The sequence below is a fragment of the Paraglaciecola sp. 2405UD69-4 genome (assembly GCF_047525415.1).
Classification (GTDB): Bacteria; Pseudomonadota; Gammaproteobacteria; order Enterobacterales; family Alteromonadaceae; genus Paraglaciecola.
The window spans coordinates 291,982-308,315 of record NZ_JBLIXM010000001.1 but is presented as its reverse complement, the minus strand read 5'-3'; the positions used below and the strand labels follow the sequence as shown (position 1 = coordinate 308,315).

Sequence of the window (16,334 nt, the reverse complement as noted above, 5' to 3'; positions counted from 1 at the left end):
GCAGCTAACAGTGTGAGAAAAGCTACATAGTTTTAGATTATTAGCAGGTTTAAAAGTGAGCAGAATGAGAGCAAATGAGACAAAATACAAATGATAACCATTATCAAATAGGTGTTTATAGATAAATGAGTGACAACAATAAGCTGAATTTCAAAATGTACTTGAAAAGATACAGCAAGTTAAATGGAATACAGTTTCAGAAAACAACAAGGTATAAAAACTAGCCCAAAACTATAAATGATAACTATTCTCATAAAGTTGTCGTTTCTTCCATTCAAAAATAACTTTGTATCGCTACACGTCTTAATTTTATTGGGCTGAGAAGCTATATAAAAAATATCTAGTACTTAAACACCTGCTATTTATGGCATTTATAAAGACTTTAGTTAATTCATATGTGGCTAAGGGATGCAAAAGCAGACACGACTCAAAAGCTAACCTTATCCGCCTAAATCGTAAGAATAATCAATCATAAACAACACTAATAGTAGTTGGTGCTACAGGTAACCTTTTACTATCTGTGGCACAGCTTTATGGTGTGTTACAACTTGTATATCGGTATCGATATGATCTGCAGGGTAACCATATAATCCAAATTTATTACCACGGGCATGGCTAATAATTATGGCATATCGAGAGCCTATACTAATATCCCCCCGAAATGGATCCAAAATAGGTATTTGATAACGGCCTAAGTTGATTAAAGCTATCTTTCGCCCATGCCTAAACACAACTCGATCGAATACAGGTTGACTAATAATCGCATAGACTGCGAACTTTGGAAGTTGTACTGTGACGCCTTGCCAGGACATCTGTACGATTTGTAGCTTTTCAGTAAGTGAAGAAATTGACTTAGGTAATTCAAATGTTTTCATTATCCCTCCTAAATATAGTGTTCCTATTACATAGACAGACTAACTCACAAAAAATGCTCAAAAATTAAGATAGTAATCTTTACAGAGGAAACAATACTCTGCAGAATATTCTCCTAACTCATTGTATATATTTATTTTTTCAATAACTTTGGGGGTGATATTGGTGCTAAACGCCAATAAAATCCTAATCGCTACCTTCTCCGGCTTAGTGCTTACATGAAGCTCTTTAATACAAAAAAGTCCCATACTTTGGGCACACTCAATAAAGCCAGAAGCGAGATCAAAAGGTAATACACAATAAAAAATACCACCTAAGCTTAGGTTATTGCGTACCTGCTTCAACAATACTTGATGCTCTAACGTTAGCGTTTGCCGCGCATTAACTCTAGTACTTTTTGATTGTTTTTTATTCGCCCGTGAATTAACAGTGAAATAAGGAGGGTTACTGATAATTAAGTCATATTGATGAGTTTCTGATAGCTCTTGTAAAGGCTTATGCTCAAATGAAAGTTGCTGATACCAAGGGCTATTCCTACCATTAAGCCTCGCCTGCTCAATAGCAATCTCATCTATGTCGATTCCGTAAATATCGCACTTATCTGAGACTTTTTGGGCTAACATGATAGCCAATAGCCCGCTACCAGTCCCTATATCTAGTATACGCTGGGGTTTATTAGGCACAACCCAACTGCCGAGCATAATACTATCGGTACCTACTTTCATAGCGCAATGGGTATGCTCTATAAAGAACTGCTTAAACTGAAAACCTTGTTTTACCAATTAAAAAACCTGCAAACGGATCATTTGTCTAGCCACATCTAAAGCTGTCACTGGCTTGTATTTTCTAAGCCGGCCAACTAAAAGTGGCGACAACATAATACTAATGTAAGCACCTATTTTTTCTAAGGGGCGGGACTCTTGGCGCTCACCTAGTAATAAAGATGGCCTTACCGCCGACGCATTCTTTAACTGAGGCATACTTAATATGGCATTTTCTAACTCACCTTTTACCTTCAAATAAAAGTTACCACTGTTGGCATTAGCTCCAACTGAAGATATCCAAACAAAGCTCTGCGCTTTTCTAGCAAGCTGTGCCGCTACATGAACATATTCAAAATCCACTTTACGAAACCCAGCTTTGGTTGCAGCTTTCTTAATCGTTGTTCCTAAACAGACATAAGTGTGGGTGTTATAGAAATACCCTTGGTATTCATCTAGCTCATCGAAATCAACGACTATCAGCTGTAGTTTTTGTGACTCAACAAAAAAGTAATGCTTAGGTAATGGCTTGCGTATCAAGCAGACTATTGTGTCATACCTATCATCTGCACATAGCAGCCTAACTAGTGTTTTCCCTACTAATCCAGTAGCACCAAGAACTAACGCTTTTTTTAACATATTCTAAAGCCTTTTGGTTTTACCATTTAGGTTGAAACCCATACAATGGCGCCGATGGGTACAAGATACCAAGAAACTCTGATTTCTTATAAAAATAATAAAATTAATCTCCTCAAATCAAGGTCTACAAGACAACACTTTACTTCAGGGAAATACGATTTATGAAAAATATCGCAAGCCTTTTAATATTGGGCCTACTCCCCAATTTCGCTAATGCTGCGGATTCCCCAAAAGAATTAACTATTGAGCGAATATTTCAATCACCCGCCCTGCAAGGGACAACTCAGAAAAACTTAGAAATATCTCCTGATGGAAAACATGTCACTTTTTTACAGGGTAAAAAAAGCGATTATGAAAGACTCGATTTATGGGAATACGACATCATTAGTGGCAAAACTAAATTATTAATGGACTCAAATAAGTTGAGCTCTGGCCCTGAGGAGTTATCTGATGAAGAGAAAGGTCGCAGGGAGCGTATGCGCTTGAGTGGCTCTGGAATTGTCAGTTATCAATGGGCCGCAAACGGTAAAGCACTGCTATTTCCCCTTGCTGGCGATGCTTATTACTACCATTTAGGCGATAAAAAAGCACAGCGGCTATTACAAACACCAGAGTTTGAAACAGATTTAAAACTCTCACCTAAGGGTAACTATTTATCTTATGTTAGAGCCCAAGACTTATTTATCAAACATATTGAGACAGGCGTAGAAACTCGTTTAACCTATGACGGCAAAGGGCCAATTAAAAACGCCATGGCTGAATTCGTAGCCCAAGAAGAAATGAGCCGCAGAACTGGTTATTGGTGGTCACCTGATGAGTCCCATATTGCTTTTACTCAAATTAATGAAGCACCCGTTGCAGAAATTACCCGAAGTGAAATCTACGCTGACTCAATTAAAATGATTACCCAGCGCTATCCAAGTGCTGGCACTAACAATGTGGTAATAAAGCTTGCCACCGTTAATATCAGTAATAAGCAAAAGTTATGGATTAATTTAGGAGCAGATCCAGATATTTACTTAGCTAGAGTAAAGTGGATGAAAGATAGCAAAACCCTTACCTACCAAAAACAAAGCCGTGACCAGCAAACATTAGAACTTAACACCTTTAATATTCAAGATATGAGTGAGCGCACTTTATTAAAAGAAAACAGCAATACATGGGTAAACTTGAATGACGATCTACATTTTCTAAATGACCAAAAGCACTTTATTTGGGCGTCAGAAAAAGATGGCTTCAAGCACTTGTATCTTTATAAAAATAACGGCGAGTTAGTACGCCAGTTAACCTCTGGTAAGTGGGTGGTTGATAAAATCGAAAGCATTGATGAAGTTAATCAGCAAATTTACTTTACCGGCCGAGCTGATACGCCAACCCAGCGCCACCTATATAAAATAGGGTTAAATGGTGGTGACATTGAAAAAGTTACCCAGCGCAGTGCTTTCCACGATATCTCATTTAGCGACGATGCAAGTGTATATATTGATAGCTTTTCCACAACTAACACCCCACAGCAAGTAAGCTTACATAAAGCATCAGGCGAACAAGTCACTTGGTTAAATCAAAATCAAGTTGAAGGTAATCACCCACTAACACCTTATATGGCGGCATGGGTTGAACCCACTATATCTAACTTAGTCACTAAAGATGGCACCGAATTATACTATCGTTTATACAAACCTAAGAATATTGAAGGTAAGCACCCAGTTATTGTTTATCAATATGGTGGCCCAGGAGCACAAGTTGTTACAGATAAATGGGGAGGCAATCGAGGTTTGCTGATGCAATATTGGGTCAGCAAAGGATACATAGTATTTAGCCTAGATAACCGTGGTTCAGAAGGCAGAGGCAAGGCCTTTGAGGACCCCATTTACAAAAAGATGGGCAGCATTGAGTTAACAGATCAAATTGCAGGCGTAGAATTTTTACGCACATTACCTTATGTAGACAAAGATAGGATTGGCGTTTACGGCCATAGTTATGGTGGCTACATGACACTAATGGCAATGTTTAAAGGCGGTGATTATTTTGCAGCTGGGGTGGCAGGAGCCCCAGTTACTGATTGGACACTATACGATACCCACTACACAGAACGCTTTATGGGACACCCTAAAGTCGATGCTAGTGCATACAAAGCTTCGTCAGTATTCCCTTACGCAAAAGATTTAAAAGGCGATTTATTGATTTATCACGGAATGGCCGATGACAATGTATTGTTTACCCATAGCACTAAGCTATACAAACACTTACAAGACTTAGGAATACCATTTGAAAGCATGGATTACCCAGGCAAAAAGCATAGTATTCGAGGTAAAAACACAGGTATTCACTTATATAAAACCATTACCAACTTCTTCGATAAACACTTAGAAATGAACTAGGTTTGAGGATCGTTTCGGGGGAAGCCCCGAAACGATTATCTAAATATACTGATGTTAATTAAGCAAACATCTGGGTGGCTAGAGTTTGTTGAATACCTACTACAGAATCTTTCTTGAGTTCAGCTTCAATGGGGTTATCACGACCTGATATCCAAATTTTAAGCTCTGCATCTAAATCGAAGTGCCCTGCAGTTTCAACTTTAAAGTGAGTAATAGCACGGTAAGGAATTGAGTGATAATCAACCTTGCGGCCAGTCACACCTTGTTTATCTATCAAGATTAAACGTTTATTAGTGAAAACGTACATATCTCGAATCACTTTGAATACTTGTTGAATACTCTCTGATTCACCAATTATTGGCGCTAACTCCTCAGCAACCTCTTCTACATTTATCTCTGACGCATTGCCCATAAGGCCGTCTAATAATCCCATTTCATTCTCCCATTGAATAACTAGAGGATTAGCATAAATGTTGATGCGAAAATAGCAACCACAGGCTACTATTCCTCCGGACTAATAACTAGGTGAATCTATACCCTCTTATGCCAAATGTAACATTTTCAGATATACAAGCCGCCGAACAGCGCATTCGCCCATATGCTAAGCACACACCTATTGTGGGATCACAGCTACTCAATACATGGTTAGGCCATGAAATATTTTTTAAGGTTGAATGTTTTCAAAAAACAGGAGCTTTTAAACTAAGAGGCGCTTTGAATATGATGCTCAAAGCCCAAGAAGATGGCAGGCTAGGCCAGCGAGTGGTTGCGAATAGTTCTGGTAACCATGCCCAAGCAGTGGCTTACGCGGCTAAGATATTGGGCATCAAGGCAACTATTTTTAGTCCGCAAAATGTATCTAAAGTCAAAGCGGCAGCTACACAATATTATGGAGCAGAGTTAGATCTAAGCCCAACCCGTAAAATTGCTGATGAACGAGTAGTTAGTGCCGCAAAAGAAGAAGGAGTGTTATACGTCCCTCCCTTTAACCACCCTCACATTATGGCTGGGCAAGGCACTGTTGTCCTCGAGGCATTAAAAGAAATTGGAGAAGTTCACGCTGTTTTTGCCCCTGTAGGAGGTGGCGGTTTGGTATCTGGTTCGGCTATAAGTGCCAGAGGTTTATTCCCAAAAACAAAGATTTTCGGATCAGAGCCATTAATCGCCAATGATGCAGCCGAGTCGCTTAGGAAAGGCAGTATTCAGTCTTTACCTGAGCAGCCCAATACCTTAGCTGATGGAGCAGCTACTTTGCAGGTGGGAGTTGAAACCTTTGGACATCTACAGGCACTCGATGGTATTTACGAAATCAACGAGCGCCAAATCGCATATTGGACCCAATGGCTGCAACATTTATTAAAGGTTCATGTTGAACCTACCAGTGCAATGAGTATGGATGCCGTAACCCAATGGTTAACTAAGCAAACCAGTCCGCAAAAGGTACTCGTTGTGTTATCAGGTGGAAATATTGACCAACAGAAAATGCAAAAAATTTGGTCTGAAGATCACTTACAACTTATACCCAGCCTCAAATAGTTTACATCCTGCCCCCATGTCTTAATGGGGGCTACTTACTTAACAGCCCCTTTAGCATTCTAATTCTCACCCAATTTAATGACTTGAAGACATTGATGATTGCAAACCAATATCAACTAAGGCAAGTTAAAGCCATTCTATGTTTTACGGTTAAAAAATAATGAAACACCTGCTAGTTATTTACCTAATGTTAATCAGTCAATTAGCCATAAGTGCGCCGACTCATATTAGTAATGTCAAAGGATACACCTTAAATAATAACGGTGACCTACTTCAATTTTCTAATATTGTATTTGATGGCGGTAAGGTTCTAGCTATCGGACATAAAGAGCTAGGTTCTGCGTTTCCAGACGCCACAAAAATTGATGGTAGTAATAAAGTGATGCTACCAGGGCTAATTGATTCACACGGACATGTAATGGGTCTTGGAGAAACATTATTACAAGTAGACCTACGAGAGAGTAAATCAGCTTTAGATGCTGCCAAAATGGTACAAGCTTATGCCCAAAATCAAAAAACACTGCCTTGGATCACCGGCCGAGGCTGGAATCAAGTTCTTTGGCCAGGCAAACAATACCCCAGCGCCAATATTTTGGATGAGTTTGTCAAAAATAAACCTGTGATGCTCTCTAGAGTTGATGGTCACGCAACATGGGTAAACAGTAAAGCCTTAGAAATAGCCGATATTACAAAAGATACACTCGACCCTCCAGGAGGTAAAATTATTCGAGATGCTAATGGGGATCCAACAGGTGTACTAGTTGATAACGCTGTTGACCTTTTATATGAGCACTTACCAAAAGTATCAGAAGCGACCCTCAAATCCCAACTGGATGCTGCAGGTAAACAACTCCTTTCTGAGGGGGTGACGAGTGTTCACGATGCTGGGATAAGCAAGGCCACATATAACTACTATCAAAAACGTGTAGCAGAGCACAGCTTACCAGTGCGTATCTATCCAATGATAGGCGCTTATTCGCCGGCGCTGATAGAAATGTTAAATGCTGGACATATCCAAGATCAATATGACTGGCTATCAATAAAAAGCGTCAAAGTTTATGGGGATGGAGCATTAGGCAGCCGTGGTGCTGCACTGCTAAAACCTTACTCTGACGATCCACACAATAAAGGACTATTAGTTACCCGAGAAGCAGATTTAAAACCATTGTTTGATTTGATTTTAAGTAAAGGGTTTCAACTTAATTATCATGCAATTGGGGACAGAGCCAACCGCCTTGCATTGAATCAGTTTTCAGATAGTTTTAATGGAGTTGGAGGTAAGCATCTTCGTAACCGTGTTGAACACGCACAAGTTATTAATATTGACGATATCCCACTCTTTAAAACCCTAAACATTATCCCAGCCATGCAACCCACACATGCTACAAGTGACATGAATATGGCAGAAGACAGAGTAGGCAAAGAAAGGTTAAAGGGTGCTTATGCATGGCAAACATTTTTAAAGCAAGGTACACCTGTAGCTTTTGGTTCTGACTTTCCAGTGGAGCTGTCTAACCCATTTTATGGTTTACATGCCGCGGTCACACGGCAAGACCGCAACAACTATCCAGACAATGGCTGGATCCCCGAAGAAGCCGTAACTGTAAAGCAGGCATTCAGAGGTTTCACATTAGATGCTGCCTATGCAGCCCATCAAGATAAAATATTAGGGGGGTTAACTCCAGGTAAATGGGCTGATTTTATATTTGTTGACCAAGATATATTCAAAGTATCACCACAAAATATTTGGAAAACAAAGGTACTAGAAACCTGGATAGCCGGTGAAAAACGTTACCAAGCCCTTTAAAACACTGATATTTCAATATAGATTTTGTGTCACAGCAGTGTAACAATTGACTCATAAAAAATGAGCAAGGCTGAATACCCCCAGTAAATAATAGAGAGGTATCAGAGAATAACCCAACTAAGAGGTCTAACATTGCGCGGTTCAACTACCATAAAAGGCAGCGAAGATAGTGCTGTTATTATTAAAAAGTACAAAGTACTAATAGACAAATTGATACCTTTACAGCATGAAAACAGGCTTCTTGAAGGATTGAACAAATTTTCCGCAAAGCTTCCTCCTCAAATAAGGTCAATCATAAAAGAGGAAGTCATTCGCGTTACCTCCCTTACGAATGCAGTCGCCGACAACTCTGAATTTGCTAGATTTCCAGTATTAAAGTTCAAGCACTTTGGTATTCAAATGAAGCTGGACAAAATCGGGCAAGAAATCTTAGCCCGTGAAACCAGCCGCTTTGATGATAGATACACAGTTGGTGTGTTCGAATCGGTTATGAATTCTGAGCACTATCAGTCTCATATCAAGAAAGAACAACATCAAAAAATAGTCAAAGCATTTAAGGTAGAGTCACAAACATTTAAGGACATTGATTTTGCAACAGATTTGGCGATTCGCCCCAATTTTACGGTATCAAGTCCCGAATTTGAGCATGGGAAACAGTGCACACTAAGCTCTCTATCTCAGACAGGTATGGTAATACAAACCAAGCGGCAGCCAGCTATTGAACAAAGTGCGCTAGAAACAGCAATATTAGTATTTACCTTTCCCAAAGTAGCAGGCTTAAACGATAGCTCAATAGATATAAAATTTGAAAAGCTAGAGACCCATTTCAATAAAGAACAACTCGTCACTGAAACACACTTCAAATTTGCAAATAGTACACCCAAGCAACTTATAGAACAGTGGACCCAATACATAAAAAGCGCAGTCAATCACTTTCCACTAGAGAGAGAGCTAGAAATTGAACGAGTGTTGCAAAACCTCGAACGCGACCGTATTTTAGCCAACAGTCCATGGATACCCGTATTTTTAGGCTTTAAAAATAACCAATTAACACCCTTGTTCGAACTAAGTACCCCCAAAAATGTAGAGTACAATAAGTTATTTAGTGTAAAGCGTGACCTTCCCACAGCAAAAATTTATCAAAGTTTAATGAAGGAACTCTTAGTTCATAAAGAGACATTTTTACTAAGTGGCCAAATCAAAGGGAAAAACGAAGATGTGCACGTAGCGGTTACACATCGCCAATTAGCAACATCGGGGTTAATGAAACAGTTTATCGAACTAGCTACGCAATCAGAGCAGTTACGAGTGGTGCAACTTAGGTTACAAACGATAAAAGAAGAACACAAAAATATAGCCTTCGATATTCATGATATTGTGCCCAGTGATTACCCTGAACTCGCCAGCATCAATCATATATTGTTTTGCAAAGACGTGACTGATTGGGTTGGAAATTTGAAAATAAGCCAGCCCGAACCATTCAAACCTTTGCCAAAAGCCATTATTAAAGAAAAGAGTACGTGGCCGATTCAACTAGTGATGGAGTCCAATGCAGATAGACGACTAGAGTCTAGATACGCCATGAACACTAGCGCTAAAATCAAAACAGGTTTATTTAGCCAAATTGACGCCACCTTAAATGACTTGTCGGCCAAAGGTCTAAAACTTACGGTATCTGATCCAGCTCAATTGCAGTTAGATGGCGTAGTAAAAGTATCAGTCAAAGAACTTAAATTACAATCTCATAAATATGAAGTGGTTCACTTTGATGCAGCTTCAGGTATTTTAAGACTCAAACTACCAAAAGAGTTAGCCCCCACTGAAGGCAAAAAGCTTAAACGGTTATTTCAGAGCAACACCAAATACTTCAAGCCTAGAGATATCAGTACTAAACAAAATAATATTCACAGATTTTTATGGGAGCTAAGTATTCGTAATCAAGCTTGTGCCTCCATTTTAATCACTAATAATAGATTTACTGTAGACCGGTTAAAGACTATCTATCACAAAGAAGATTGTAGTGACTTGAAACCCTTCGCAGCCTTAGGTAACGAAGTACCCTTGCATGGTTTCTTTGCAGATAAAAATACCCAAGGACCAAAATCATCGCTGTTAGATAAAATGCTACGCAATAGCCAAAGAGATGCCCATGTTGTTCATATTGTTAGAGCAAAAGATCAGCGGATAATCTTTGTAGAAGAAGAAGAGTTTTTACATGGAAAAGTAAGAAATCAAATTAGTGATCTCGTCAAGAAAAAAGCAGCAGAAGCTTACGTATCACACTTAATTGCAATTAAGTGTACAGAACACAACACGCCACTTACAAAGAAGCGGCTTGCAGAAATATCTAAAATTGACTTAGACATTTATCAAAAACTACAAACAATGCAACAGGGTTATACCCACGTCATGTACCTCTCAAATGTATCGACTTTCCATAACGTGTTATTGAGGTTTGGCATTTATCCAGAGTTAGATACTGCTAGCTAGTTTAAAATCCGTGTACTTAATAACAACTTAGTGTAATTGCAATAAATTCAGGTTTTCTATATAGGGACCTTTACATTCCTTCGTATAAGGTAGTGATCCATCTTTCTTCGTTTATAAAACTCCAAGACCAAGACTTATATTTATCACCTAGGCCTACCGCTATTGCGTCCGCCAATGATTTACCTTCAGTCTTCATTGATGCGACAATTGCTGACGTTTCTTTAATTACAGTAAGTAACACTTCGTAATCGGCTTTATTGGCTAAGTCACCGTGACCGGGAATGATTTGGGTGTCATCATTAATGAAGTTTAGTATCTCAGTAATATTGTTTATATAACCTTGTACCGTTCCACCGCCATCAAGGTCAATATATGGAAAGCGCCCCTCAAAAAATAAGTCACCAGCGTGCAACACATTGGCGTCTTCAAAGAAAATAATACTATCACTATCAGTATGTCCTGCAGGTAAGTGCATCACCTTAATAGTTTCATTGTTGAAATGGAAAGTTATGCCTTGTTGATAGGTTACTACTGGCAAAGACGTATGGGTGTGTCCCTCTTTTTCTGCCAAACGTTTACGGACATTCTCATGGGCAAATATAGTACTGTCTTGAACTTCCCTGAAATAGGCATTTGAGCCTGTATGGTCACCATGATAATGAGTGTTAATCACATACTTCATGGGTGACTTTGCGATGTTCCCAATAGCGCTCGCTATTTTTTCGGCCAAAGGTTCAAACTGGTCATCTATTATTAAGATACCGTCCTCTCCAGCAGATACACCTATGTTTCCACCCATTCCTTGCAGCATGTGAACAGACTCACTAACTTTTTGCGATGTGATCTTTGCCTTTTCCCAACGATCTTGAGAATGACTCGAATAAATACTTAAGCTTGATATTAAGGTAACTAAGAGCAACAATTTTAAAGACATAAGATGATCCTGATAAGTTCGGTCTAAAGTTAGAAAGCTACGGTAATAAGACAGGGCGCACTGCTATAAGCTTTCATTCAATAAAATCTAATAAGCAACAAATATCTGCAGCATTAGCTAGTCACCAATATATTCAAAGCGCGATTTAACGACTCCATCACGTTCGATTTTTTCTTGAAACATAGTTAATGGTCTAACCCAAAGCCCTTGGTCACCATATAAAGGACGATAGACTACCAATTCTGATTCATCCTCAGAGTGTTTTGCAACGCCTAATACTTGATAGTCATTGCCTTTATAATGACGATATTTACCCAATTTCACTGTCATCTCTAATACTCGCTTCTGTGTTTAATTGTTCTGTACATAAATAACTACCACTTCATTTTTTGCTGCGTTATTTAGCCCTGCTATAAATTATGAGCAATTGAATATTGCTAAGTTTAGGCTTTACCTAAAAAGACTCAGCCACTAAACGGAAGAGTTAATTGCTTATTTTGTTCCGAGCCTATTAAACCCACATGTAATCCTACCAAACGAATTCCCCTTCCAGCTGTTCTAGACAACCCATCACGTAAAAGATCAAAAAAGTAGGCTTTACTCAATGTGTGGAACTTATGTTCGACTGTGGTTTGCTGAAAGTCATTAAACTTTAACTTAATCCCCTGACTTTGAATAAGTAACTGAGGACTTACTAACTGTAATCGCTCTTTTAGTTTAGGGTAAAGTAACTCAACCATCTTATAACAATCTTCATCACTGTATATATCTTCGGGCAAGGTACGCTCCACCCCCACTGACTTTCTCTTCCTTTCTATTTCTAGGCTTCTAAAATCCCTGCCGTGAGACCTATCCCAGATAGTATTACCAAACTTACCAAAGCGAGTTATTAAATCATTAAAGGGATAAGCGCGTACGTCCTTACAGGTATATAGTTCAATACTATTTAACTTACCCAAGGTAACCTTACCAACACCAGGTATCTTACCTAGGGGCAATCCCAAAACAAAATCATCTAATTGCTCTGGGGTAATGATACATATCCCATTAGGTTTATTTTCATCGCTAGCGATTTTAGCTACAAATTTACAAGGGGCTACGCCTGCAGAAGCAGTCAGCTGGGTTTCTGAAAATATAGCTCTTCGTATATCTTGTGCAATTAAGGTTGCACTGCCTGAATATAATTCACAATCAGTTACATCTAAATAGGCTTCATCTAACGATAGTGGCTCTACTTTATTTGTGTAACGAGTAAATATTTGCCTTATCTGTTTCGAAACCTCTTTATAAACTTCCATTCTACCGGGAGCTAGCGTTAAGTTAGGACAAAGTTTAAGGGCTTGTGAGGTCGGCATGGCTGAACGCACACCATATTTTCTTGCTTGATAATTACAAGTGGAGATGACACCCCGCCTATCTTTACTTCCCCCAATAGCAAGGGGGACATTACGATACTTAGGGTTGTCTCGCATTTCTACGGCAGCGTAAAAACAATCCATATCGATATGAATAAACTTACGCAAAGACTGCCTCCGACAACTGTATTAATAACCAGTATTTTGTCAGAGAACAGTAATCAATTTCAATAGGCAAGCTAAGCTTTTACATATAGAAAATTAAAACAGCTTAGTTGCCATTGTTTCTAGTAACTAAGGTTTTGTTAGCTTCAAAGGCCAAATTTAAAGTATTTGGTCTTTCTTCCACTCTTTTAGCTTTGCATCTCTAGCTTGCTCTTTTTCTAAGCGTTGCTTTTTACGGTCACATGGCTCTGGGCAATCACAGGCTTTATCTATGCCTAAAGCACCTAACCCACCACAGCTACCGGCAATTGATTTCTGTTGAAATATGTATCCCACAGACATAGCAACGGCTACGACAATAAAAAACACGAATGCGAGAATAAATGTACTCAAAACTAATCTCCAGTTAATTGAATCTTGGCATTAATGAATAGTAACCAGCTCATCGAACTTTGAACTAGTATACTCTTTAAAACCACTTTGTTCTTTAGTTATCAATAGAACCGCCAAACCACGATCTTCTGCCAATTTTAATGCTTTGTCTTTACCCATTACATTTAATGCTGTCGCCAAGCCATCAGCCGTCATAGAAGATGGATGCACAACAGTCACAGAGACAAGGTTATGATTAATGGGCTTTCCTATTGTAGGGTCTATTAAGTGTGAGTATCTAACCCCATCTTCTTCATAATAAATACGATAGTCACCTGAGGTGGCAACAGCATTATTACCAACACTGATAATACGTTCTACTGCACGCTCTTGCGATAACGGCTTTTCTATAGCAATGCGCCATTGTTGACCATTAACTTTTTTACCAGACAAGCGCATCTCTCCGCCCACCTCCACTAGATAATTCTCTATATCATGGGACGCTAGAATTTCAGCTAGTCTATCGACACCATAACCTTTAGCTATGGTAGATAAGTCTACATACAGATCTTCATGAGTTTTTTTAGCTGAAGTACTGCTAAGCTCTAGCTTCTCCAAACCTACTCTATTTTTAGCCTGTAAAACCTCAGCATCCGTAGGTATTTTATCTGGCCTAGCATTAGGGCCAAATCCCCAAAGATTAACTAATGGTCCAACAGTTACATCTAAAACCCCTTCGCTGATTTCCCCAAGACGCTTTGCTTCAGCCATAACGAATAGGGTTTGCTCTGATAAGGGAAAAGGCTCAACACTGTGCCATTGATTAAAGCGGCTGAGTTCTGAATCTTCTATATAAGTGGACATAAGCTGATTAATATCGACAAGCTCAGAATCTATTTCAGACTTTAGTTGCTCTGGCGTAACATCACTTGAAGCAACGTATTTTACATTATAAGTTGTTCCCATAGTCGGACCAGAAAAATGAACTTCACTTTTTTGCTGGCTGCACGCCACTAAAACCGTAAAACAAACCAGCATCAAACAGTAAAAATAAACCTTAATGTTTTTAAAACTCACCATAAAATTCCAATCTAAACCATAAGAAAAGGGGCCCGAGGCCCCTTTATAATTTACTAAAAGACAAATTGCCTATTACTAGCCACCGAAGTCATCTAGCATAATATTTTCGTCTTCTACACCTAGATCTTTCAGCATGTTAATAACAGCTGCGTTCATCATAGGTGGACCACACATATAGAACTCACAATCTTCTGGAGCTGGGTGATCCTTAAGATAATTTTCTAATAATACGTTGTGAATGAAGCCAGTATCCCCTTCCCAGTTATCTTCTGGTTGCGGATCAGATAGGGCAACATGCCAAGTAAAGTTGTCGTTCTCTTTTTGAAGCATATCGAAATCTTCAACGTAGAACATCTCACGTAAAGAACGAGCACCATACCAGAAGGTCATTTTACGTTTTGACTTCAAACGACGTAATTGGTCAAAGATATGTGAACGCATTGGCGCCATACCAGCACCACCACCAATGAATACCATTTCAGCATCTGTTTCTTTAGCAAAGAACTCACCAAACGGACCAGATATAGTGGCTTTATCACCTGGCTTAAGACTCCAAATGTATGAAGACATTTTACCAGCTGGCAAAGATAGGTTTCTTGGAGGAGGCGTCGCAATACGTACATTCAACATAATAATCCCTTCTTCTTCAGGATAGTTAGCCATTGAATATGCACGAATTGTTTCTTCATCAACCTTTGATTCTACATCGAAGAAACCAAAGTGATTCCAATCACCTTTATACTCTTCAGGTACATCAAAATCTTTGTATTTTACATGGTGAGCTGGTGCTTCAATTTGAATATAACCACCGGCTTTAAAGGGTACGCTTTCACCATTTGGAATTTGTAATTTAAGCTCTTTGATGAAAGTTGCTTTGTTATCATTTGAGATAACTTCACAATCCCATTTTTTAACACCAAAAATTTCTTCTTCTAGCTCAATGTTCATATCTTGCTTGATAGAAACTTGGCAAGACAAACGACAACCATGCTTAGCTTCTTTCTTGCTGATATGATCAAGCTCAGTAGGCAAAATCTCTCCGCCACCTTCGGTTATATCAACACGGCACTGACCACATGAGCCACCGCCACCACAAGCTGAAGAAACAAAAATTCCAGCATTTGCTAACGCACCTAAAAGTTTGTCACCAGGCTGTGCTGTAATAGGGTCTTGTGAACCACCATTAATGGTAATAGTCACTTCACCGTCTGGTACAAGTTTAGACTTAGCGAACATGATGATAAACACTAACGCTAATACGATAGCGATAAACATGCCTACACCAAGATATATTTCATTTGAATTCATAATAATTCCTCAGTGGGCCGGTTAAAGTGCAATGCCGGTAAATGATTGAAAACCTAGAGCCATAAGCCCAGCGATCATAAACACTGAGCCTAGACCACGTACACCTTCTGGCATATCAGCATACTTAAGTTTTTCACGAACTGCAGCAAGTAGAGTAATCGCAATTGCCCAGCCTAAACCACTTCCTACACCATAAACAACACTTTCACTTAAGTTGTATTCACGTTGTACAGCGAATGCTACACCACCGAATATGGCACAGTTAACGGTAATCAAAGGTAAGAAAATCCCAAGTGCGTTGTATAAAGCTGGGAAGAACTTATCTAAGCTCATTTCCAAGATTTGTACTAATGCAGCGATTACACCAATGAAGGTCAAAAAGCTTAAGAAGCTCAAATCAGCGTTTGGAAATCCAGCCCAAGCTAAAGCGCCAGGTGCTAGGATGTTAACAAAGATAATTTGGTTAACAGGAACTGAAATACCTAAAACCACAACAACAGCTACACCTAAACCCATAGCAGTTTTAACTTTCTTAGAAACGGCTAAGAATGTACACATCCCTAAAAATAGAGACAAAGCCATGTTTTCTATGAAAACAGATTTAATAAAAATACTAAGATAATGTTCCATGAA

15 protein-coding genes are annotated in these 16,334 nt (G+C 39.1%); 4 read left to right on the top strand and 11 right to left on the bottom strand.

Features of this window, described 5'->3' with window-relative positions:
• Positions 1-497 precede the first annotated feature (497 nt).
• Genes ACMUMK_RS01405 through ACMUMK_RS01395 form a run of 3 tightly spaced genes read right to left on the bottom strand, consistent with a single transcriptional unit; the run spans position 498 to position 2,273 of the window.
• The gene (locus ACMUMK_RS01405) at positions 498-875 is read right to left on the bottom strand and encodes a hypothetical protein (protein ID WP_414699342.1); all 378 of its coding nucleotides are present in this window, start codon (positions 873-875) and stop codon (positions 498-500) included.
• Positions 876-932: 57 nt separating this feature from the next.
• Complete coding sequence (locus ACMUMK_RS01400; RefSeq protein WP_414699341.1) at positions 933-1,655, bottom strand: tRNA1(Val) (adenine(37)-N6)-methyltransferase; 723 nt, start codon at positions 1,653-1,655, stop codon at positions 933-935.
• A complete protein-coding gene (locus ACMUMK_RS01395; RefSeq protein WP_414699340.1) occupies positions 1,656-2,273 on the bottom strand; it encodes an epimerase in 618 nt (205 codons plus the stop codon).
• A gap of 161 nt (positions 2,274-2,434) precedes the next feature.
• On the opposite strand from ACMUMK_RS01395, the gene ACMUMK_RS01390 reads away from it, so the two are divergent.
• Positions 2,435-4,654: a DPP IV N-terminal domain-containing protein gene (locus ACMUMK_RS01390; protein WP_414699339.1), complete on the top strand. Its 2,220-nt coding sequence runs from the start codon at positions 2,435-2,437 to the stop codon at positions 4,652-4,654.
• Between the two features lie 58 nt (positions 4,655-4,712).
• Here ACMUMK_RS01390 and ACMUMK_RS01385 read toward each other — a convergent pair whose 3' ends face one another.
• Entirely contained in the window at positions 4,713-5,087 is a 375-nt protein-coding gene (locus ACMUMK_RS01385; RefSeq protein ID WP_414699338.1) for a PH domain-containing protein, read from the bottom strand.
• Between the two features lie 110 nt (positions 5,088-5,197).
• On the opposite strand from ACMUMK_RS01385, the gene ACMUMK_RS01380 reads away from it, so the two are divergent.
• From ACMUMK_RS01380 to ACMUMK_RS01370, 3 genes are all read left to right on the top strand, one after another.
• Positions 5,198-6,190: a serine/threonine dehydratase gene (locus ACMUMK_RS01380; protein ID WP_414699337.1), complete on the top strand. Its 993-nt coding sequence runs from the start codon at positions 5,198-5,200 to the stop codon at positions 6,188-6,190.
• Positions 6,191-6,350: 160 nt separating this feature from the next.
• Complete coding sequence (locus ACMUMK_RS01375) at positions 6,351-7,997, top strand: amidohydrolase (RefSeq protein ID WP_414699336.1); 1,647 nt, start codon at positions 6,351-6,353, stop codon at positions 7,995-7,997.
• A 132-nt stretch (positions 7,998-8,129) separates the two neighbouring features.
• The gene (locus tag ACMUMK_RS01370; RefSeq protein WP_414699335.1) at positions 8,130-10,487 is read left to right on the top strand and encodes a PilZ domain-containing protein; all 2,358 of its coding nucleotides are present in this window, start codon (positions 8,130-8,132) and stop codon (positions 10,485-10,487) included.
• A 70-nt stretch (positions 10,488-10,557) separates the two neighbouring features.
• On the opposite strand, the gene ACMUMK_RS01365 is transcribed toward ACMUMK_RS01370, so the two are convergent.
• The 7 genes from ACMUMK_RS01365 to nqrE form a co-directional block, all read right to left on the bottom strand.
• Positions 10,558-11,421, bottom strand: a complete 864-nt coding sequence (locus tag ACMUMK_RS01365; RefSeq protein WP_414699334.1) for an MBL fold metallo-hydrolase — start codon at positions 11,419-11,421, stop codon at positions 10,558-10,560.
• A 117-nt stretch (positions 11,422-11,538) separates the two neighbouring features.
• On the bottom strand, positions 11,539-11,751 hold the full coding sequence (locus ACMUMK_RS01360; protein WP_414699333.1) for a DUF1653 domain-containing protein: 213 nt from the start codon (positions 11,749-11,751) through the stop codon (positions 11,539-11,541).
• A 134-nt stretch (positions 11,752-11,885) separates the two neighbouring features.
• The gene (dinB, locus tag ACMUMK_RS01355) at positions 11,886-12,944 is read right to left on the bottom strand and encodes a DNA polymerase IV (protein WP_414699332.1); all 1,059 of its coding nucleotides are present in this window, start codon (positions 12,942-12,944) and stop codon (positions 11,886-11,888) included.
• Positions 12,945-13,100: 156 nt separating this feature from the next.
• A complete protein-coding gene (nqrM, locus tag ACMUMK_RS01350) occupies positions 13,101-13,334 on the bottom strand; it encodes a (Na+)-NQR maturation NqrM (RefSeq protein ID WP_414699331.1) in 234 nt (77 codons plus the stop codon).
• Positions 13,335-13,364: 30 nt separating this feature from the next.
• Positions 13,365-14,393 carry an FAD:protein FMN transferase gene (locus tag ACMUMK_RS01345; protein WP_414699330.1) on the bottom strand — a complete coding sequence of 343 codons (1,029 nt, stop codon included), beginning with the start codon at positions 14,391-14,393 and terminating at the stop codon, positions 13,365-13,367.
• Between the two features lie 75 nt (positions 14,394-14,468).
• Positions 14,469-15,701 (bottom strand): NADH:ubiquinone reductase (Na(+)-transporting) subunit F, encoded by a 1,233-nt coding sequence (nqrF, locus tag ACMUMK_RS01340; protein WP_414699329.1) that lies wholly within the window; start codon positions 15,699-15,701, stop codon positions 14,469-14,471.
• 21 nt (positions 15,702-15,722) lie between these two features.
• Positions 15,723-16,331, bottom strand: coding sequence for an NADH:ubiquinone reductase (Na(+)-transporting) subunit E (nqrE, locus tag ACMUMK_RS01335; protein WP_414699328.1), 609 nt, complete (start codon positions 16,329-16,331; stop codon positions 15,723-15,725).
• Positions 16,332-16,334: the final 3 nt, after the last annotated feature.